General features: G+C 69.0%; 14 protein-coding genes. 5 read left to right on the top strand and 9 right to left on the bottom strand.

Annotated elements, in window-relative coordinates; genetic code table 11:
* A partial coding sequence (locus RMP06_RS21260; protein ID WP_310463793.1) for a sodium/proton-translocating pyrophosphatase occupies positions 1 to 695 on the bottom strand: 695 nt, incomplete at its 3' end.
* Positions 696 to 1,019: 324 nt separating this feature from the next.
* Here RMP06_RS21260 and ppa point away from each other — a divergent pair.
* Both ppa and RMP06_RS21250 read left to right on the top strand, forming a co-directional pair.
* The gene (ppa, locus tag RMP06_RS21255) at positions 1,020 to 1,559 is read left to right on the top strand and encodes an inorganic diphosphatase (protein ID WP_310463792.1); all 540 of its coding nucleotides are present in this window, start codon (positions 1,020 to 1,022) and stop codon (positions 1,557 to 1,559) included.
* 76 nt (positions 1,560 to 1,635) lie between these two features.
* The gene (locus RMP06_RS21250) at positions 1,636 to 3,420 is read left to right on the top strand and encodes an ABC transporter ATP-binding protein/permease (RefSeq protein ID WP_310463791.1); all 1,785 of its coding nucleotides are present in this window, start codon (positions 1,636 to 1,638) and stop codon (positions 3,418 to 3,420) included.
* A gap of 1 nt (position 3,421) precedes the next feature.
* Here the strand turns inward: RMP06_RS21250 and tcuB are convergent, their stop codons facing one another.
* The 5 genes from tcuB to RMP06_RS21225 form a co-directional block, all read right to left on the bottom strand.
* Positions 3,422 to 4,594 (bottom strand): tricarballylate utilization 4Fe-4S protein TcuB, encoded by a 1,173-nt coding sequence (gene tcuB / locus RMP06_RS21245; protein ID WP_310463790.1) that lies wholly within the window; start codon positions 4,592 to 4,594, stop codon positions 3,422 to 3,424.
* Positions 4,581 to 6,014, bottom strand: a complete 1,434-nt coding sequence (tcuA, locus tag RMP06_RS21240; RefSeq protein WP_310463789.1) for an FAD-dependent tricarballylate dehydrogenase TcuA — start codon at positions 6,012 to 6,014, stop codon at positions 4,581 to 4,583. The genes tcuB and tcuA overlap by 14 nt, the downstream gene beginning before the upstream one ends.
* An 18-nt stretch (positions 6,015 to 6,032) precedes the next feature.
* Complete coding sequence (locus RMP06_RS21235; protein WP_310463788.1) at positions 6,033 to 7,016, bottom strand: Bug family tripartite tricarboxylate transporter substrate binding protein; 984 nt, start codon at positions 7,014 to 7,016, stop codon at positions 6,033 to 6,035.
* 49 nt (positions 7,017 to 7,065) lie between these two features.
* Complete coding sequence (locus tag RMP06_RS21230) at positions 7,066 to 7,821, bottom strand: SDR family oxidoreductase (RefSeq protein ID WP_310463787.1); 756 nt, start codon at positions 7,819 to 7,821, stop codon at positions 7,066 to 7,068.
* Between the two features lie 120 nt (positions 7,822 to 7,941).
* Entirely contained in the window at positions 7,942 to 10,026 is a 2,085-nt protein-coding gene (locus RMP06_RS21225; protein ID WP_310463786.1) for a 4-oxalomesaconate tautomerase, read from the bottom strand.
* 91 nt (positions 10,027 to 10,117) lie between these two features.
* Here RMP06_RS21225 and RMP06_RS21220 point away from each other — a divergent pair, with 91 nt between their 5' ends.
* On the top strand, positions 10,118 to 11,038 hold the full coding sequence (locus tag RMP06_RS21220) for a LysR family transcriptional regulator (protein ID WP_310463785.1): 921 nt from the start codon (positions 10,118 to 10,120) through the stop codon (positions 11,036 to 11,038).
* A 9-nt stretch (positions 11,039 to 11,047) separates the two neighbouring features.
* Here RMP06_RS21220 and RMP06_RS21215 read toward each other — a convergent pair whose 3' ends face one another.
* The 3 genes from RMP06_RS21215 to RMP06_RS21205 are packed head-to-tail and all read right to left on the bottom strand — an operon-like array spanning position 11,048 to position 14,513.
* A complete protein-coding gene (locus RMP06_RS21215) occupies positions 11,048 to 11,989 on the bottom strand; it encodes a LysR family transcriptional regulator (RefSeq protein WP_310463784.1) in 942 nt (313 codons plus the stop codon).
* A gap of 18 nt (positions 11,990 to 12,007) precedes the next feature.
* Positions 12,008 to 13,336 (bottom strand): DUF1615 domain-containing protein, encoded by a 1,329-nt coding sequence (locus RMP06_RS21210; RefSeq protein ID WP_310463783.1) that lies wholly within the window; start codon positions 13,334 to 13,336, stop codon positions 12,008 to 12,010.
* A 19-nt stretch (positions 13,337 to 13,355) separates the two neighbouring features.
* Complete coding sequence (locus RMP06_RS21205; protein WP_310463782.1) at positions 13,356 to 14,513, bottom strand: GNAT family N-acetyltransferase; 1,158 nt, start codon at positions 14,511 to 14,513, stop codon at positions 13,356 to 13,358.
* 70 nt (positions 14,514 to 14,583) lie between these two features.
* Between RMP06_RS21205 and RMP06_RS21200 the strand changes: the two genes are divergently transcribed.
* Both RMP06_RS21200 and RMP06_RS21195 read left to right on the top strand, forming a co-directional pair.
* A complete protein-coding gene (locus tag RMP06_RS21200; RefSeq protein ID WP_310463781.1) occupies positions 14,584 to 16,638 on the top strand; it encodes an NAD(+) synthase in 2,055 nt (684 codons plus the stop codon).
* Positions 16,639 to 16,699: 61 nt separating this feature from the next.
* Positions 16,700 to 19,492 carry a zinc-dependent metalloprotease gene (locus RMP06_RS21195; protein WP_310463780.1) on the top strand — a complete coding sequence of 931 codons (2,793 nt, stop codon included), beginning with the start codon at positions 16,700 to 16,702 and terminating at the stop codon, positions 19,490 to 19,492.
* The last annotated feature ends 126 nt before the right edge of the window (positions 19,493 to 19,618 follow it).

Genomic DNA, 19,618 nt, shown 5'->3' with positions numbered 1-19,618 from the left:
GCCATGCCGGCACAGTCGCCGACGTTGTCACCGACGTTGTCGGCAATCACCGCGGGGTTGCGCGGGTCGTCCTCGGGGATGCCGGCTTCGACCTTGCCCACCAGATCGGCGCCCACATCCGCGCCCTTGGTGAAGATGCCGCCGCCCAGCCGCGCGAAGATCGAGATCAGCGAGGAACCGAAGGCCAGGCCCATCAGCGGCTTGATCGCGGTGGAGAGGTCCGCGCCCGGTGTCGAGCCGCCGCCAGTCAGCACCCAGAACACGATGCCCACGCCCAGCAGGCCCAGGCCAACCACCAGCATGCCGGTGATCGCGCCGCCCTTGAAGGCGATGTTCAGCGCATCGTTCATGCCGCGGGTGGCGGCCTGCGCGGTGCGGACATTGGCGCGCACCGACACGTTCATGCCGATGAAGCCGCAGGCGCCCGAGAGCACCGCGCCGATGACGAAGGCCACCGCCGTGGGCAGCCCGATGAACAGCCCGATCAAGATGGCCAGCACCACGCCGACAATGGCGATGGTGCGGTACTGGCGGGCCAGGTAGGCGGCGGCACCCTGCTGGATCGCCGCGGCGATCTCCTGCATTCGCGCGTTGCCGGCGTCTTGTTTCAGGATCCAGCTTCGGGTGATGAAGCCGTAAATCACTGCGGCCAAGCCGCAGAGCAGTGCCGCCGTCAGCGCGGTGGTCATGGACATCGGAGTCTCCTTCCTCGTGGGGGTGGGGCGTCGAACTCGGGCAATGATGTCGGGCGTCGCGGGGGGCGCCTGGCGAAAAACACACCACCGATAATTGATTCATGTCAATTCTCGGTGTCTGCGGCCTTTCTGGTTGACGGCCATCCTAGAAGAACCGATGCGTTAAAACAATCACGCCAGCATGGTGTTTTCCAGAACTGGAAGCACATTTCTAGTGCATCCGGGATGCGGTCGGCCTGAGATCGGGTCTGGCTGTGCAAGGTGGGTGCAAGCGCACCCCGTAGAATCCCGGGTATTGTTCGACCCACTCGGAAAAACTCCCACATGAGCCTGCACAACGTCACCCCCGGCGCGAAAGCCCCCGAGCAATTCAACGTGGTCATCGAGATCCCGATGAACGCCGACCCGATCAAGTACGAAGTGGACAAGGAAAGCGGCGCGCTGTTCGTGGACCGCTTCATGACGACCGCGATGCACTACCCATGCAACTACGGCTACATCCCGCGCACGCTGGCCGATGACGGAGATCCGGTCGACGTGCTGGTGATCACGCCGTTCGCGCTGACGCCGGGCGTGGTGGTGACCTGCCGCGCCATCGGCGTGCTGCAGATGGACGACGAAGCCGGCGGCGACGCCAAGCTGCTGGCCGTGCCGATCGACAAGATCCTGCCGATCTACACCCACTGGCAGAAGCCGGAAGACATCAACCAGATGCGCCTGAAGGCCATCCAGCACTTCTTCGAGCACTACAAGGATCTGGAGCCGAACAAGTGGGTCAAGATCAAGGGCTGGGAAGGCCCGGAGGCCGCCAAGGCCGAAATCGTCAGCGGCATGGCCGCCTACGAGAAAGCCAACGCGGCCTGATCTGGGTTGCCCCGCAAGGAAAGGAGCCTGTCAGGCTCCTTTTTTTCGCCCGCAGATCACCCGTAGACTACGGGCCATGAACTGGAACCAAGAGCTTCTCAACAGCGTCCTCTGGCTTGGCAAGACCTTTGCCATCACGCTGGTGGTCTTCGTGCTCGTGATGGCGGCGCTGGCGCGCACGACGGCGTGGGGGCGGCAATTCTGGTCGCTCAGCGGCGCCTACTTCTCGCCAAAGCGGAGCTGGCGGCCACTGCTGGGTGTGGCGCTGATGCTGCTGTTCACGCTGTTCTCGGTGCGCATGAACGTGCTGTTCTCGTTCTGGTACAACGATTTCTACAGTGCGATGCAGGCACTCGACCAGCCCAAGTTCTGGTTCAGCCTCAACCTGTTCGGCATCCTGGCGGCGATCCACGTGGTGCGGGCGCTGGTCACGTCCTACATCCGCAGCGCCTTCACCATCCACTGGCGCCAGTGGCTCAATGACCGCACGGTCGGCGAATGGCTGGACGGCCAGTCCTATTACCTCGGCCGCTTCGCCCAGCCGTCCGTGGACAACCCCGACCAGCGCATCCAGCAGGACGTGACCACGCTGGTGGGCACGACGCTGACGCTGGCGCTGGGGCTTGTCGGTGCGGTGGTGTCGGTCTACGAGTTCACCGGCATCCTGTGGAAGCTGTCAGCGTCGATGACGGTGTTCGGCACCGAGGTGCCGCGGGCGATGGTGTTTCTGGTCTACCTCTACGTGCTGGTGGCGTCGTTCTTCGCCTTCCGCATCGGCCGGCCGCTGATCGAGCTGAATTTCCTGAACGAGAAGTTCACCGCCAACTACCGCTACCTGCTGGTGCGGGTGCGCGAGTATGGCGAGAGCATCGCGCTGTACCGCGGTGAGCGGGTCGAGCAGCGCGGTCTGCTGGCCAGCTTTGCAGCCGTCATCGCCAACGCCTGGGCGACGCTGTGGCGGTCACTGAAATTCGACGGCTACAACCTCGTGATCAGCCAGATCTCGGTGATCTTCCCGTTCATCATCCAGGCACCACGGCTGTTCGCCGGCACGATCAAGCTCGGTGACGTGATCCAGACCAGCCAGGCTTACGGGCAACTGGAGGACGCTTTGTCCTTCTTCCGCAGCTCCTATGACAGTTTCGCTGGCTACCGCGCCGTGCTGGACCGGCTGAGTGGCTTCGAGCAGAACGTGGCTGCCTCGGCGCGGCTGGCGCTGCCGGTGGTGAAGGACAACGCCTCGGCGCTGGTGACCCGCAAGCTGACGGTGAACCGCCCGGATGGCCACGCGCTGCTGACCGATCTGGACCTGACGCTCACGGCCGGGCAGGCGCTGCTGATCCGCGGCCCATCCGGCTCGGGCAAGACGACGCTGCTGCGCACGCTGGCCGGGCTGTGGCCGTTCTCGACCGGCGAGTCGGAGCGCCCGACCGGCGCGGCGAGCCTGTTCCTGTCGCAGCGGCCGTACCTGCCGGTGGGTAGCCTGCGGGCCGCGCTGGCGTATCCGGCCGAGACGGTGTCCGACGACACGGCGCGGCAGGTGCTGGCGCAGGTGCAGCTCGGCCAGCTCGCCGACCAGCTCGACGTCGTGCAGGACTGGTCGCAGGTGCTCTCGCCGGGCGAGCAGCAGCGGCTGGCCTTCGGGCGGGCGCTGGCGAACCGGCCGGCGATCATCTTCCTCGACGAAGCCACCTCGGCCACCGACAGAGGGCTGGAGCACGCCCTCTACGGCCTGCTGCGCACACATCTGCCCGAGGCGATTCTGGTCAGCGTCGGGCACCGGCAGACGCTGGCCGCCTTCCACGATCAGGCGCTGACCTTTACGGGTGAGGGGCGCTGGGTGCTGGAGCCGGTGGGGTGATTCACTCGCTGCCGATGCCGAGCTGATTCGGCTGGCGTTTCTCGATGGTGAACTTGAGCAACGCTGCCCCCCGATACACGCCATGCGCGAACTTGCCATATGGCATCGTCGCAAAAAATGCCATCACCACCCCAAGGTGCACCGCCAGCAGCGCCGCCATCGCCGCCGTGTCGCGCCCAGCCAGCAGCGCCAGCCCCGTCAGGCTGACGAGGAACAGCAGCGCGATGAACCCCCGGTCCATCGGCCGCTGCGCCGGGTCGCCGTGCAGCGGGTCGCGGTGCAGGTTCAGCCACAGCAGCCCTGCTGGTCCGACCAGCAGCCCGATCCCGCCGACTGTGCCCAGCAGCACGGGTAGGCTGGTGAGCGGGTAGGGCGCCTGCAGGCCGAGTCCATAGTGGTAGAGCGTCGCCACGCTGGTCGAGGCGAAACACAGCAGGAAGCCATAGAAAGTGGCGTGGTGCCAGCGGCGGCGCCACAGGGTGAAGCGGTCGTCGTCGTCGTTGCAGCCTTCTCCGTGTCCGCCGCCCAGGTATTTCAGCCGCAGCGCGTCGTGCGTCGCCTCGGCCACTGCCGCGCCGCTGGCGGTCCCTGGCGAGACACCGCGCCAGAAGCGCCTCACCCCCATCGCCAGTGCCAGCACTGCCCAGCCGAACACCGGCCCGAACATGCCCACCAGCAGGTTGTGCGGGAACACGGCATAGAAATTCCCGGCCATCGGTGCGTGCCAGAGGCCACCCGTCATCGCCAGCACCATCACCAGGAACAGCGCCAGTCCACCCGCCAGCGCGAGTGCCACCGTCAGCCCGCTGCGCTGGTAGAGCTGGCCGAGCGCAGACGGCCAGGCGTGGTCGGCGTAGGTCGTCACCCGCACCTGCGCCATCGCCCGCGGCACGTTCAGCGCGAACTCGTGCGGCGGTGCGTACTGGCAGGCGTGCAGGCAGGCGCCGCAGTTGTGGCAGAGATTGGCGAGGTAGTGCGCATCCGCTGGCGTGAAGTCGAGCCGCCGCGTCATCGCCGGAAACACCGCACAGAAGCCCTCGCAGTAGCGGCAGGCGTTGCAGATGCCCATCACGCGGGCGACCTCGTCGGTCTGCGCGGTCGTCTGGTGGGCAGGGATGAACTCGCCGCGCCCGAGCGCCAGCGCCTCGCGGGTCAGCGCCTCAAGCGTCTGCATGGCGAACCCCTTCGCGTTGCGGTTGCGGTTGTTGTTGTTGTGCCAGCGCGCTGCGGGCCGCTGACGTGCCGGCGATGCGGCCGAACGCCGTCCCGATCGACATGCCCACGCCCGCCGTGTAGCCCTGCCCGAGCACGTTGCCGGCCATCATCTCGCCGGCCACGAACAGGTTGCCGCTCGGCCGTCCACCGAAATGCACCGCGGCCTGATCGTCCGTCTTCAGCCCCAGGTAGGTGAAGGTCACGCCCGGCCGCAGCGTGTAGCCGTAGAAGGGCGGCGTGTCGATCGGCCGCGCCCAGTGCGTCTTGGCCGGGGTGACGCCCTCGGTGCGGCAGTCGTCGAGCCGGGTGTGGTCGAAGGTGCCGGGGCGGCAGGCGTGGTTGTAGTCGTCGAGGGTCTGCATGAACGTGGCCTCGTCCACACCCAACTGGCGGGCGAGATCGGGCAGGGTGTCGGCCTTGTGGCCGGGAAAGACCGGCGGCATGAAGCGCCCGATCGCCTTGCTGTCGATCACGCAGTGCGCGATCTGGCCGGGCTGGTGCGCGACGAGGCGGCCCCAGATCGCGTACCGCTTGGGCCAGAAGTCCTCGCCCTCGTCGTAGAAGCGCTGCGCTTCGCGGTTCACGACGACACCGAGCGACACGCAGTCGATGCGCGTGCAGATGCCGCCGTCGTAGAGCGGGGCGCGGGCGTCGATGGCGACCATGTGCGCCTGCGTGGCATCGCCGATCGGGTCCGCGCCGTGGGCGAGCAGTTCGCGCAGCAGCGTGCCTTGATTGAAGCGCGTGCCGCGGATCAGGAAGTTGTCCGCCGGCCACTCGCCGCGCGCGTTCTGGCCCCAGGCGGCCCGCAGCCAGTCGCGATCCGACTCGAACCCGCCACACGCCAGCACGCACGTCCGCGCCGTGATGCGTTCCTCGCCGACGAACGCGGCGACGAAGCGTTCCCCGTCGAGTTCGATCCGATCGACCGGCGCCTCGTAGCGGATCTCGACGCCCAGCCGCTCGGCGCTGCGGTAGTACGCATTCACCAGTGCCTTGCCGCCGCCCATGAAAAACGCATTCGTGCGCGCCGTGTGCAGCGCGCCCGACAGCGAGGGCTGGAAATGCACGCCATGCGAGCGCATCCAGTCGCGGCAGTTCGACGACGCCCGGATCACCAGCCGGGCCAGCGCCTCGTCGGTCCTGCCGCCCGTGACCTTCAGCAAGTCCTGCCAGAACTCATCTTCCGGGTACGCCTCGACCAGCACGTCCTGCGGCGCATCGTGCATGCAGCGCAGGTTGCGGGTGTGGCTGGAGTTGCCGCCGCGCCAGGCCCGCGGTGCCGCTTCGAGCAGCAGCACCGACGCCCCCGCCTCCCGGGCCATCAAGGCGGCGCACAGCGCGGCGTTGCCGCCGCCGATCACGAGCACATCGACCATCGTGGTTCCCGCCTTGCCTCAATCTGCCCGGATGCTGGCGCGCTTGACGATCTCTTTCCAGATCTTCTGCTGCTGCGCGATGTAGGCGGCGAACTCGCTCGACGGCCCGCCGCCGCCCACGGCGCTGTCGCTGGCGAAGCGCTCGGTCACCGAGTTCGATTTCAGCGCCTTGAGCGACTCCTCCTGGAGCTTCTTGACGACATCGGCGGGCGTGCCGGCGGGCGCCAGGATGCCGTACCACTGCGAGGTCTCGAAGTCCTTGAACCCCATCTCGGCCACCGTCGGCACGTCCGGCAGCGCCGCCAGCCGCTGCGGCGTGCCGACCGCGATGGCGCGCAGCTTGCCCGCCTTGATGTGCGGCAGCAGCGCGGGCAGGCCGGCCGAACTCGCCTGCGTGCGTCCGGCGAGCAGGTCGGTGAGCTGCGGGCCGGTGCCGCGGTAGGGGATGTGCGTGATGAACATGCCCGTCACCAGCTTCAGGTACTCCATCGCCAGGTGGCCCGCGCTCGCGTTGCCCGCCGAGCCGTAGTTGAGCTTGCCGGGGTTCTTCTTCGCATAGGCGACGAACTCCTTGAAATTGGTCGCCGGCACGTCGGGGTGGATCACGAACAGGTTCGGCACCTTCGCCAGCAGCGTGACCGGGATGAAGTCCTTGTTCACGTCATACGGCTGGTTCGGGAAGAGGTACGGGTTCACCGCCAGCGAGCCGACATGGCCGAGGATGATGGTGTGGCCGTCCGGCGCGGCCTTGGCCACGTCCTGCATTGCCGGGATGCCGGCGCCGCCGCCCTTGTTGTCCACGTAGACGGTCTGGCTGAGCTGCTTGGTCAGCTCGGCGGCGACGGTGCGCGCGACGATCTCCGACGTGCCGCCCGGCGCGAACGGCACGACAAAGCGGATCGACTGCTTCGGCCAGCCGGAGGCGGTTGCCTGCGCCGTGGCGAGTCCGGGTATGGCCAGCGCCGCGGTGGCGGACAGGAAATGGCGACGGTCGATGGTCATGCGGGAGTCTCCTCGTTGGAATGGGTCGTGCCAGTGTCCGAAACTCGGCTCAGAACTGGTAGCGGCGCAACCCTCCATCCACCGGAATCACCGTGCCCGTGATGTAGCTCGCCAGCGGGCTGGACAGGAAGCACACGAGGTTGGCCAGATCCTCCGGCTCGCCGTAGCGGCCGGCGGGGATCTCGTTGTCGCACTGCCATTGCCGGTACTCGGGCGTGTAGTTGCGGAAGATCTGCTCGGAGTGGATGCGCCCCGGCGGGATGCAGTTCACCGTGATGCCGTGCTTGCCCACCATGCGGCTCAGGCCCTTCGCCCAACTGTGCATCCCCGCCTTCGCGCAGAAGGCGCCGTTGATGTGCTCCGGCTCGCTCTTGCCCGTGATGTTGACGATGCGGCCCCAGCGGTTGGCGATCATCTGGTCGATCAGCGCATCGCCGAGCTGGCGCGGGCGGTGGAAGTTCAGCGTGATCGCCTCCTGCCACTGTTCCTCGCTGACATGCAGCTCCTTGAAGCTGCGTGAGCCGCCCGCGTTGTTGACGAGGATGTCCACGCGGCCCAGCCCGGCCACGGCAGCTTCGGCGATGCGGCGGGCGGCGTCCTCGGCGTACATGTCCTGCTCGATCAGCACCGGCTCGGCGCCACCGGCCGCCACGATCTCGGCAGCGACTTCACGCAGTTTGTCCACGCGGCGCGCGGAGATCGCCACGCGCACGCCTTCGGCGGCCAAGGCTTTGGCGATGCCGCGGCCGATGCCGACGCTCGCGCCGGTGACGAGGGCGGTGCGCCCGGTGAGTTGCAGGTCCATCCGTGCTCCGTTGGGTTCAGGGTTCAATGTCCAGGGTGCGGCGACTGTACGGAGCCGTTTCCCTGCGCACTAGAGCCGGGAATCACATCACCTGTTCACGAAACCTGAACACCCCCGGGCTCAATCCGCCGTGAGCTTGGCTTTCTGCACGACGGCCTTCCACTTCGTCAGCTCGGACTTGACCAGCGCCCCGAGCTGCTCCGGCGTGCTGGTCTCGACGTCGGCGCCGTGGTCCTCGATGCGCTTGACGATGTCCTTGTCGTTGAGGATCTGGTTGAGTGCCTTGTTGAGCTGCTCCACGACCGACTTCGGTGTCTTGGCCGGCGCGAACAGGCCGTACCACTGCATCACATCGACGCCGTCCACCCCCGCTTCCTTCAGCGTCGGCACGTCCGGCAGGCTGGCCGAGCGCTTCGGTCCGGCGATGGCCAGCGCCTTGAGCTTGCCGGACTTGACGTGCGGCAGCGCGGTGAACAGGCTCGGGAACATGAACTGCGTCTGTCCGCCGATGGTGTCGCCGACGGCCGGCGCCGAGCCCTTGTACGGCACCCCCAGCATCACCACGCCCGCGTTCATCTTGAACAGCTCGGCGGCGAAGTGCGGCGCGGTGCCGTTGCCGGCGCTGGCGTAGGTGTACTTGTCCGGCTTGGCCTTGAGCTGCGCGACGAGGTCTTTCACGTCCTTGACCGGCACATTGGCGTTGGCGACCATCAGCGTGGCCGAGTAGCCCACCAGGCCGATCGGTTCGAAGTCGGTGACCGGGTCGTAGCGCAGCTTCTGCAGCGCCGGGTTCATGCTGTGCGTGGCGATGTAGCCGAACATCAGCGTGTGGCCGTCGGCCGGGGCACGGGCGACGAACTCGCTGGCGATCGAGCCGTTGGCGCCAGCGCGGTTGTCGATGATGATGGTCTGGCCGAGCAGCGTGCCGAGCTTCTGGGCGATGGTGCGGGCCATCGCGTCGTTGCCGCCGCCGGCCGCGGTCGGCACGACGATGGTGATGGCCTTGTCCGGGAACGCCACGGCGGCCGGGGCGGTGGCGGCCAAGGCGGCGGCCAGGGTCGGGGCGATCAGGTGCTTCAGCATGGGGTTGTCTCCTTCATGGTTCTGGTCATGTCTCTGGATCGGGCGGGAAAAGACGTAGTCGGGGATGTGCAGCTCGCCCTGCAGGATCTTTCGGGCGGTGCGCACGAGCGAGGCGCGCTGGATGCGGGCGTCGGCGCCCTCGCCTTCGATGGACACCTCGACGTCGATGCGGCCCTGCGGGTGCAGCACCGAGAGCTTGCGCACGCCGGCCACCGAGGTCGGGCCGCTGGCGACCGTGCCCGGCAGCGCGAAGGCGGTGGCCACGCCGATGGCGCCGGTGACCGCGTGCGAGGCGTGGCAGCGGCGGGGCGTGAAGTAGCGCGAGGTGACGCTGTCGTCGTCGTGGCCGCGGCTGACCAGCACCGGCTTCGGGATCACGCTGGTCGAGACATCGCCCAGCCCCATGCGCTCGCCGGCCACCAGGCGCAGCCGCTCCAGCCGTTCCAGCAGCGCCCGGTTGGCGTCCAGCTCGATCGGCGGCTCGCGCCCCCCCACGCCGAGGTCGGCGGCGCGCACGATCATCAGCGGCATCGCCGCGTCGATGCAGGTCACCTCGACCCCGTCGATCACGTCGATGCGCCGCCCGGTCGGGAAGACCGAGCCGGTCACCGAGCCCCAGGCGTCGAGGAAGTTCAGCCGGATGGGCGCGGCGGTGCCGGCCACGCCGTCGATGCTGGTCAGCCCGTCATAGGTGACGCGCCGGCCCGGCGTCAGCACGGTCACGTCGATGCGCGCCCGGGTGTTGACGTTGAACACGCGGACCGTGGTCTGGCCGTCCTGCGCGGCGATCAGGCCCTGCTCGATGGCGAACGGCGCCACGCCCGAGAGCATGTTGCCGCAGTTGGGCCGCGTGTCCACCGAGCGCTGGCCGACGCCGACCTGGGCGAACAGGTAGTCCACGTCGCAGTCCGGCTGGCTGGAGCGCGAGACGATGGCGACCTTGCTGGTGAGCGTGCTGCCGCCGCCGACGCCGTCCACCTGCAGCAGGTCCGACGCGCCGATCGCGCCGATCAGGGTTTCGTCGCGGGCGGTCTCGTCGGCCGGAAGCCAGTCGCGCAGAAAGAACGGGCCGCGCGAGGTGCCGGCGCGCATCAGGACACAGGGGAGGGTGATCGGGTGCATGGGTCAAATCATCTCGCTCCGATCGATGCGTGTGAATTGCATTGTTGGGATCAATTGATAGACTGAACGCATCAATCCAGGAGCGTTCGCCATGGCCCTCAACTTCGATCTCAACGACCTGCTGGCCTTCCGCGCGGTGGCGGAGCTGCAGAATTTCCGCAAGGCGGCCGAGTCGATCAACCTGTCGCAGCCGGCGTTCAGCCGCCGCATCGAGAAGCTGGAGGACGCCCTGGGTGTGCGGCTGCTCGACCGGACGACGCGCAGCGTGACGCTCACCGCCGTGGGCCGCGATTTCGCGCGCAAGGTGAACGACCTGCTCGACGACCTGGACGCGACGCTGCTGGGTATCCGCGGCGTGTCGGCCACGCGCATGGGCGCGGTGAGCATCGCCTGCGTGCCGTCGGCGGTGTACTACTTCCTGTCGAAGGTGATCCGCCGCTACCACGAGGTCTACCCGAAGATCCGCGTGCGCATCCTCGACGCGAGCGCCAACGAGGTGCTGGAGGCCGTCTCGCGCGGGCAGGCCGATTTCGGGCTCAACTTCATCGGCAGCCAGGAGCCGGACATCGATTTCCAGCCGCTGCTGGAGGAGCGCTTCGTCGCCGCCTGCCGCCGTGACCACCCGCTGGCCCGCGAGCGCAGCGTGGCGTGGAGCGACCTGCGGCGCTACGACTTCATCTCGGTCAGCCAGTCCTCGGGCAACCGGGTGCTGCTCGACCAGGCGCTGGCCAGCCTGCGTGAGCGGCCCCAGAGCATCTACGAGGTGCAGCACGTCACGACCACGCTCGGTCTGGTCGAGGCCGGGCTGGGGGTCGCCGCGGTGCCGTCCATGGCGATGCCGGACGAGGACCACCCGCTGCTGGTCAGCGTGCCGCTGTCCGACCCGGTGGTGAAGCGCACGGTGGGGGTGATCCGGCGCAAGGGGCGTTCGCTCTCGCCGGCCGCCCAGCAGTTGCACGCCTTCCTGATGGAGATGGAGCGCATGTCCGACCGCCCGACGGCGGGCGACTGACCGCGGTGCTCAGGACCGCTCGGGCAGCAGCCGGGCGCCGATCCACCGCCCCTGGCGGACCAGTTCCCCCGCCACGTCGGCCAGCACGACGCGCGCGGCCAGCGCCGCGGGCGACAGCTCGTCGTCCGACAGGCTCACCAGCAGGTTGCTGCGCCGGGCGTGTGCGTCGGCGATGGGGATGAGCCGCAACGAGCCCGGCGGCTGGCGCGCGGTGGCCGCGCCCGGCTGGATCGTCGCGCCGATGCCGGCCTGCACGGCATCCATCAGCATCGCCAGCCCGTCGATCTCCGCGACGATCAGCGGCTCGACCCGCGCCCGTGCAAACGCCGTGTTCAGCAAGGCGCGCAGCCCGTGCGGCCCGCTGGGCAGGACCAGACCGAGTCCGAGCGCACCGAGCTGGTCGAGGCCGATCGGGGCGGCGTCCTCGTGCCGGTCGAGCTGGTCCGCCCGCCCGACGAGGTAGAGCAGCTCGTCCAGCAGTGGCAGCACGCTCCAGCGCCGCGTCGCGTCCACCTGGAACAGCACCGCCAGGTCAAGTTGCCGCGCGTTGAGCATCGCGGTCAGGTGGCCCGACAGGTTCTCGACCAGGTGCAGGCGCACCTCCGGGTAACGCGCCCGCATGGCCTGCATCAGCGGCAAGCCCAGCACCGCCGCCGTGGACGGGGCGAGCCCGACGCTGACCGAGCCGGACAGGCGGGCCTGCTGCGCGGCGATCATCGCGGCGTCGGCGTGGCGCAGCACCAGCTGCGCCTGGTGCCAGAAGGCCACGCCGGCGTCGGTGGGCACCGCCCCGCCCCGGGTGCGCTGCAGCAACCGGGTGGACAGCTCGCTCTCCAGCCGGCTGATCTGCTGGCTCAGCGCCGAGGTCACCACGCCGAGGTCACGCGCCGCGCGGCCCATGCCCCCCAGCTCGACCACCTTCACGAAGTAGCGCAGTTGCCGCAGCTCCATCGCCGCCTGCCCTCCGGGTCAGGGTCGCGGATCGCTGGCGGCGGGCACTGGCGGTGCGACCGTGTCCCGCGCCATGCACACCCGGTAGCGCATCTCGCAGCGCTCCGCGAACCACGCGGTGGTCAGCTTGCGCGTGATCTTCGGGCTGTTCAGGTCGATGTCGGGCAACTGCTCGCGTGCTGGCTTCAGCCCGCGCTTGTCGGCCAGCTGGTACAGCCGCCGGTAGGTCGGCGACTGCTCGAACTCGAAGCGCTTCTCCAGCTTCAGGTCACGCTCGATCTGCGCGGCGTTGACCCCGAGTTCGGCCTGCAGCGCCAGCAGCGCCCGCCACGCCTGGCTCGGCTCCGTGCGCGGCGACACCGGCTCGCCCGCCTTGTAGCGCAGCAGGTCGCCGTCCGGGTCGATCTTCTGGCCGGTCAACTGCGCCAGCAGCGCCTGCACGGCGGCGTTGCGGCTGCTGTAGCGCCCGGCGTTGTAGTCGGCGAAGCGGTAGAGCATCCGGTTGTATGACACCGGATAGTCCAGCAGCATCGCCGCGCCGAAGTACAGCCCGCCGCGGCGCTTGAACACCTCCTCGCGGGGTGTGCCGGCCGGGCGCCACGGGTAGGGCGTGTCGCGCATCTGCTCGGCGGCGAAGGCGACGCTGACCTGCGTCGAGCCACCGGTCTTCACCGGGTTCTGGCCCTCGAACAGCGTCGTGCCCATCGGGATCTCGCGGATCATGTCCTCGAACAGCAGCGACAGTTCCCGCTCGGTGCGCAGCGTGTCGAGCCGCTGCTGGAAGGTCTTGCCGTTGGGCGACGTGCGGGCCATCGCCAGGTCGAACACCGGTTTGGGGATGCCGTACTTGGCGCGTTTCTTGTCGAGTTCGGATGCCGCGACCTTGGCCAGATTGGCGACCGGCGGATCGGCCTGCCAGGTCGATTCCTGCTCGATCACGGCGGCGAGCGCGCAGACCTTGTGCGTCTGCGCGGGGATCGACAGTGCGGCGAACGAGGTGGCGATGTCGTCGGCCCAGGCGCTGCGCTCGGCGATGTTCGGCGGCAGCACACGCAGCGCGACGGCGCGCACGTCGGCTGCGCTGACCGGTGGGGGCGCGGGTGGCGGCGGTGGAGCGGGCGGCAGCGGGGGCAGGGCGGGCGGTGGGGGGGGCACGGGCACCGGGGCCGGAACAGGTGCCGGCGCGGGCAGCGGCGAAGGCGTCGGCGACGGGACCGGCGTGGACGGCAGCGTGATCACCGGAGCCGGGGCGGGCGCGGGTGGCAGGCGGTTACTGGGCAGCGTGGTGCAGGCGGCCAGTCCGGCCATCAGCGGGGCCAGGGCGGCGAGGCGCAGGGTGCGTGTCATGGGCGGCGATTATCCGGGCTCACGGCTCCGCCTTGAACGGATTCCTCTCCTGCAACTCGCCCACATACGCCGCGATCCCCGCCGTCTCCTCGTCCAGAAACCGCGCCACCGCATCGGCAAAACCCGGATGCCGCAGCCAGTGCGCCGAGGTGGTCTTCACCGGCAGCAGCCCGCGTGCCATCTTGTGCTCGCCCTGCGCGCCGCCCTCGAAGCGCACGAAGCGTTCGCGCACGCACCAGTCCAGCGGCTCGTGGTAGCAGGCGGCGAAATGCAGGTGCGGGACGGATTCGGTGCAGCCCCAGTAGCGTCCATGGGCCACGCGCTGCGCCGGATCAAGGGCCACCAGCGACGCCGCGACCCGCTCACCGCCGCGCCGGGCGACGAACAGCAGCCAGTGCCCGGGCATCGTGCGCGCGACCTCGGCCCAGAACGCCCGCGTCAGGTAGGGCGTCGAGCGGTGTTCGCGGTAGGTGTTGTCGTAGCACTGGTAGAAGTAGTCCCAGTCCTCTTCGCCGATCTCCGCGCCGCGCAGCACGTCGAACGTGACGCCCGCCTCGCGCACATAGCGCCGTTCCTGCTGGATCTTCTTGCGCTTGTCGCGGCTCAGGCTGGCGAGGAAGTCGGTGAAATCGGTGTAGGGCTCGGGCGTGCGGTTCGTCCAGTGGAACTGCACGCCCTCGCGCAGCAACCAACCCTGTGCCTGTGCGGCGGCACGGTCTGCGTCGTCAAGGAAGAGCAGGTGTGCGGACGACAGCCCCTGATCGCGGGCGAAGGCCTCGATGCCCTGCAGCAGCGTCGCCCGCGCCGCGTCCGAGCGCGCCAGCAGCCGGCTGCCCGGCACGGGCGTGAACGGCACCGCGCCGAGCAGCTTCGGGTAGTAACGCTGCCCGGCGCGTTGCCAGGCGTCCGCCCAGGCCCAGTCGAAGACGTACTCGCCGTAGGAATGGCGCTTCAGATAGAGCGGGGCAGCCGCCTGCAGCGTGCCGTCCTCGGCGGTCAGGGTCATGAAGACGGGCTGCCAGCCGGTGCCGCTGACGGCGCTGCCGCTGCGGTGCAGCGCGGCGAGGAATTCGTGGCGCAAGAAGGGCGTCGGCGCGGGGCAGGCGGCGAGCAGCGCGTTCCATGCGTCGGCGTCGAGCGCGCCCGGGTCGTCATGCAGGCGTAGGGTCGAGGTCATGGCGGCGGATGTTCGCACGCCAGCCGGCTTACAGTTCACTCCACCCTTGGGTTGCTCTGGAGAAATCGACTTGGCGTCATCGGACTCGTTCTTCAATCTGTACGCCCACGGCTTCGCCCGTGTGGCGGTGGCCGTGCCCGTCTGCCGCGTGGCCGATCCGGCGTTCAACGCGCAGCAGACCATTGCGCTGCACCACCAGGCTGCAGCGCAGGGGGCTGTGCTGGTGGCGTTTCCGGAGCTGGGGCTGTCTGCTTACACCTGTGACGACCTGTTCCACCAGCGCGCGCTGCTCGACGCCTGCGAGGCGGCGCTGGCGCAGGTGGTGGCGGCGTCGGTCGGCGTGCAGGCGGTGGCCGTGGTGGGCTTGCCGCTGCGGGTGGACCACGCGCTGTTCAATGCCGCGGCCGTGGTGCTGGACGGCCGCCTGCTCGGCGTCGTGCCCAAGACCTTCCTGCCGAACTACGGCGAGTTCTACGAGGCGCGCCAGTTCGCTCCGGCCACGCAGGCGATTTCCACCGAGGTGCTGCTCTGCGGCCAGACGGTGCCGTTCGGTGCGCAGATGCTGTTCGACGCGGGGGCGGCGCTGCCGGGCCTGAAGTTCCACGTCGAGATCTGCGAGGACGTGTGGGTGCCGATCCCGCCGTCGTCGTTCGCGGCGCTGGCCGGGGCGACGGTGCTGGTCAACCTGTCGGCGTCGAACGTGACGATCGGCAAGGCCGACTACCGCCAGGCGCTGGTGGCGCAGCAGTCGGCCCGCTGCATCGCCGCCTACCTCTACAGCTCGGCCGGCTACGGCGAATCGAGCACCGACCTGGCCTGGGACGGCCACGCCCTGGTCTGCGAGAACGGCACGCTGCTGGCCGAGTCCGAACGCTTCCGCATGGACGCGCAGCTCCTCACCGCCGACATCGACCTGGAGCGCCTGTCCCGCGAGCGCATGCGCCAGACCAGCTACGCTGCTTCTGCCGCACGCCACCGCGCCGAGGTGGCGCAGTTCCGCACGGTGCGCGTCGCGCTGAAGCGGCCGGACGACGCGGTGCTGCCGCTGAAACGCTGGGTGGACCGCTTTCCCTACGTGCCGTCCGACCCGCGCAGCCTCGATGCCCGCTGCGAGGAGGTCTACCACATCCAGGTGCAGGCACTCGCCAAGCGCCTGCAGTCGTCGGGCGTGCAGCAGCTCGTGATCGGCGTGTCGGGCGGGCTCGATTCGACGCACGCGCTGCTGGTCTGCGCCAAGACGATGGACCGGCTCGGCCTGCCGCGCACCAACATCCGCGCCTGCACCATGCCCGGCTATGCCACCAGCGGGCGCACGCTCGACCAGGCACTGCGCTTGATGGACTCGCTGGGCTGTGCGGCGCAGACGATCGACATCCGCCCGAGCTGCCAGCAGATGCTCGACGACATCGACCACCCGTTCGCGGACGGCCAGCCGCAGTACGACATCACCTTCGAGAACGTGCAGGCCGGCGAGCGCACCAGCCACCTGTTTCGCCTGGCCAACCACCACCATGCGATGGTGGTCGGCACCGGCGATCTGAGCGAGCTGGCACTGGGCTGGTGCACCTACGGCGTGGGTGACCACATGTCGCACTACAACGTCAACGCCAGCGTGCCCAAGACGCTGATCAAGCACCTCGTGCGCTGGGTGGCGGGCAAGGGCGAGTTCGGGCCGGACTGCAGCCAGACGCTGCTCGACGTGGTCGAGACCGAGATCAGCCCGGAGCTGGTCCCGGGCAACGCCGACGGGCAGCCACAGCAGTCGAGCGAATCGAGCGTCGGGCCTTACGAGCTGCAGGATTTTCACCTCTACTACACGCTGCGCTTCGGCTTCGCGCCGTCGAAGGTGGCCTTCCTCGCGCTGCACACCTGGGGCGACGCACAGACCGGCCGCTGGCCCGAGGGCATCGGCGCCCACAACGCCTATCCGCTGCCCGAGATCAAGCGCCACCTGCGCACCTTCCTGTGGCGCTTCTTCAAGACCAGCCAGTTCAAGCGCAGTTGCGTGCCGAACGCGCCGAAGGTCGGCTCGGGCGGATCGCTCTCGCCGCGGGGCGACTGGCGCGCGCCGAGCGATGCAGAAGCCACGGTCTGGCTGGGCGATCTGGACCGCGTGCCCGATTGAGTGGTGGCCGGCGGCCACAATCCCTGGTTCTCCTCGTTTCCCTTCGTCGCACTGGATCTGCATGTCGCCGCGTACCCTGACCTCTCTTGCCGCCGCGCTGGTGGCGCTGACCGGCTGTGCCCACGGGCCGGCAACGACGGCCGTTGCGGTTGCGGCCCCTGCGCTGGCAGCGTCCGCGGTCCGGCCGGCCAGCGCAGCCAGTGCGCCGACGGGGGTCGCGCCCGCAGCGGGTGCGCCAGCGGCCGCGGCCCTGCCACCGGTGGTCAATCCGCTGCCGCTGTTCGCGCTGGTGACCCGCGATGCGAAACGCTTCGGCGGGATGATCACCGCGTGGCAGAAGGACGAGAAGGTCTGGCTGGAGCTGTCGGAACACGACTTCAACGTGCCGTTTTTCCTGTCCCCCAAGATCGCGGGCGGCATCGGCGAAGGTGGCGTGCTCGGTGGCCTGATGGGCGGACGCACCGGGGCAGGACGGGCGCAGTGGGTCGAGTTCCGGCGGGTTTACAACCAGGTGCAGCTCATCGCGCGCAACGCCCAGTACGTCGCCAAGGCTGGCACGCCCGAAGCCCGCGCCGTGGCTGCCGCCTTCTCGCCCAGCTTGCTGGCCAGCACGGCGATCGCCAGCCAGCCGCACCCGGACCGCAAGACCGTGCTGATCGACGCGAGCGCGCTCTTCATGGGCGACATGCTCGGCATCGGCGCGCAACTGCAGCGCACCTACCGCCAGGGCTACGGGCTGGATCCGCGCAACTCGGCCATCACGGCGGTGCGCGCCCAGCCGGATCTGCTGGTCGTGCAGGTGCAGAGCCATTTCGCCACCGGTTCGCTGAGCGAAGGCCAGCCCGGTGCAGCCGCCAGCCCCAGTGTGCCGACCACGCTGCCTGATGCCCGCAGTCTGTTCGTGCAGCTGCACTACTCGCTGTCGCGCCTGCCCGAGAAACCGATGGCCCCGCGCCGCGCCGACGCGCGCATCGGCCCTTTCCTCACCACCGTCGATGACTACAGCGACGATATCGCCCGCACGCCGCGCCTGCGCCACATCCACCGTTGGCGCCTGGAAAAGCAGGATCCGGCCGCCGCGCTGTCCCCGCCGGTCAAGCCGATCACCTACTGGATCGACCGCAGCGTGCCCGAGCGTTACCGGGCGCCGATCACGGCCGGCATCCTGGAGTGGAACAAGGCGTTCGAGCCGCTGGGGTTCAAGGACGCCATCGTGGTCAAGGTCCAGCCAGACGACGCGACCTTCGACACGCTCGACACCGGCATCGCCTCGATCCGCTGGATGACCAACGCCAGCGCCATGTTCGGCGCGGTCGGCCCGGTGCATGTGGACCCGCGCAGCGGCGAGATCCTCGACGCCGACATCGCCATCGAGAGCCTGAGTTCGCGCGCGATCCGCACCTTGCAATCCCAGATCCTGGCCCACCCCGGTGTGGACGACTGGCTGGCGCTGATGCAGGCCCGTGATGCACAGCGTGAGCGCCCGGCGACGGCCGGGGCATTCGCCAGACCGTTCACGCTGAACGACTTCTGTCAGCACGGGGACATGGCCGGCGAGCAACTGAGCTACGCGCTCGATGTGCTGGCGCTGCGCGATGGCGCCGACCCGGCCAGCCCCGAGGCGGCTGCCTTCGTCGAGGCCTATCTCAAGGACGTGACGATGCACGAGGTCGGGCACACGCTGGGCCTGCGCCACAACTTCCGGGCGTCACACGTCTACAGCGAGGCGCAGTTGTCCGACCCCGAGTTCACGCGCACCCATGCGCTGTCTGGCTCGGTGATGGACTACTCGGCGGTCAACCTGCCGGGACGCGGTCAGCCAGTGGTGGCACCGTTCCTGACCACGCTCGGCCCCTATGACCACTGGGCGATCGAGTACGCCTACCGTCCGCTGGCGGTCGAGCAGGAGGGCGCCGAACTCACGCGCATCGCTGCCCGCAGCGGCGAGCCGGAACTCGCCTACGGCACCGACGAGGACAACCTGTTCGGCATCGACCCCGAGTCGCTGCAGGGTGATCTGGGCAACGATCCGGTGGTGTTCGCCCGCAAGCGCATCGCCATCGCGCGTGACCTGCTGCGTCGGCTGGAAGCCCGGCCGGCCGCCGAAGCCGATTACGTGACGCTGCGCCGCGGCGTGTCCTACGCGCTGCGCGATGTGGCGCGGGTCAGCGGTATCCTGCTGCGCCAGATCGGCGGCCTGCGCACGCTGCGTGACGCGCCGGGCACCGGCCGCGATCCATTGACACCTGTGCCCGCGGCGCAGCAGCGCTCGGCACTCGACACGCTGGCCGCCGAGGTGCTTTCTCCGGACAGCCTGAGCGTATCGCCGAGCCTGCAGCGCCGACTGGCGCCCGACTATCTGGAGCGCGCCGACGCCTTGTTCAGCGGCGGTGCTGCAGTCGCCACCGACTTCACGCCCCAGACGCAGATGTCGGACCTGCAGCGCGGCGTGCTGGCGCAGCTCATGAGCGAGGGGGTGGCGGTGCGCCTGCTCGACGGTGTGGCCAAGGTGGGTGAGCCGTCGCAGAGTCTGGCGCTGGCGGAGCTGTACCGGCGCATCGACGCCGAAGTCTGGGCCGACTTGGCACCGGGCCGTGGCGACATCCCGGCCATGCGCCGGGCGCTGCAGCGGGACCACACCACCCGCCTGATAGGCGTGCTGATGCAGCCCGCGCAGCTCGGTCGTGTGGAATTGCGCACGCTCATCCGCCAGCGTGCAGAGGATCTTCTGGTGCGGCTGCGCGCGGTACGTTATCGTTCCGGCTGGTCTGCCGAGACGGCTTCGCACTTGCAGGACAGCATCCAGATGCTGCGCGAGGCCCTGCAGGCCAAGGTGGTACGACCGAATGTGTGAAGGGCGAGGGGATCCGGGGGCTCCGTGCGGGGCGAAAAACCTTGGATTGCGGGCCCCCGAAACCTCTGAATGGAGGTTCATATTTACAACCTTCGGCGCCACAGGGCACGTTCAGGAACGGATTGC

Origin of the sequence: Sphaerotilus sp., from assembly GCF_031429695.1 — a bacterium.
Taxonomy (GTDB): domain Bacteria; phylum Pseudomonadota; class Gammaproteobacteria; order Burkholderiales; family Burkholderiaceae_C; genus Sphaerotilus.
This window is presented reverse-complemented; position numbering and strand designations above follow the sequence as displayed.

Excerpts from the sequence above, each read along its gene's own strand:
- ppa (WP_310463792.1), top strand. The coding sequence starts at position 1,020 with ATGAGCCTGCACAACGTCACCCCCGGCGCGAAAGCCCCCGAGCAATTC.
- RMP06_RS21225 (WP_310463786.1), bottom strand. The coding sequence starts at position 10,026 with ATGCACCCGATCACCCTCCCCTGTGTCCTGATGCGCGCCGGCACCTCG.
- RMP06_RS21235 (WP_310463788.1), bottom strand. The coding sequence starts at position 7,016 with ATGACCATCGACCGTCGCCATTTCCTGTCCGCCACCGCGGCGCTGGCC.
- RMP06_RS21220 (WP_310463785.1), top strand. The coding sequence starts at position 10,118 with ATGGCCCTCAACTTCGATCTCAACGACCTGCTGGCCTTCCGCGCGGTG.
- tcuA (WP_310463789.1), bottom strand. The coding sequence starts at position 6,014 with ATGGTCGATGTGCTCGTGATCGGCGGCGGCAACGCCGCGCTGTGCGCC.
- RMP06_RS21210 (WP_310463783.1), bottom strand. The coding sequence starts at position 13,336 with ATGACACGCACCCTGCGCCTCGCCGCCCTGGCCCCGCTGATGGCCGGA.
- RMP06_RS21250 (WP_310463791.1), top strand. The coding sequence starts at position 1,636 with ATGAACTGGAACCAAGAGCTTCTCAACAGCGTCCTCTGGCTTGGCAAG.
- RMP06_RS21205 (WP_310463782.1), bottom strand. The coding sequence starts at position 14,513 with ATGACCTCGACCCTACGCCTGCATGACGACCCGGGCGCGCTCGACGCC.
- tcuB (WP_310463790.1), bottom strand. The coding sequence starts at position 4,594 with ATGCAGACGCTTGAGGCGCTGACCCGCGAGGCGCTGGCGCTCGGGCGC.
- RMP06_RS21195 (WP_310463780.1), top strand. The coding sequence starts at position 16,700 with ATGTCGCCGCGTACCCTGACCTCTCTTGCCGCCGCGCTGGTGGCGCTG.
- RMP06_RS21215 (WP_310463784.1), bottom strand. The coding sequence starts at position 11,989 with ATGGAGCTGCGGCAACTGCGCTACTTCGTGAAGGTGGTCGAGCTGGGG.
- RMP06_RS21230 (WP_310463787.1), bottom strand. The coding sequence starts at position 7,821 with ATGGACCTGCAACTCACCGGGCGCACCGCCCTCGTCACCGGCGCGAGC.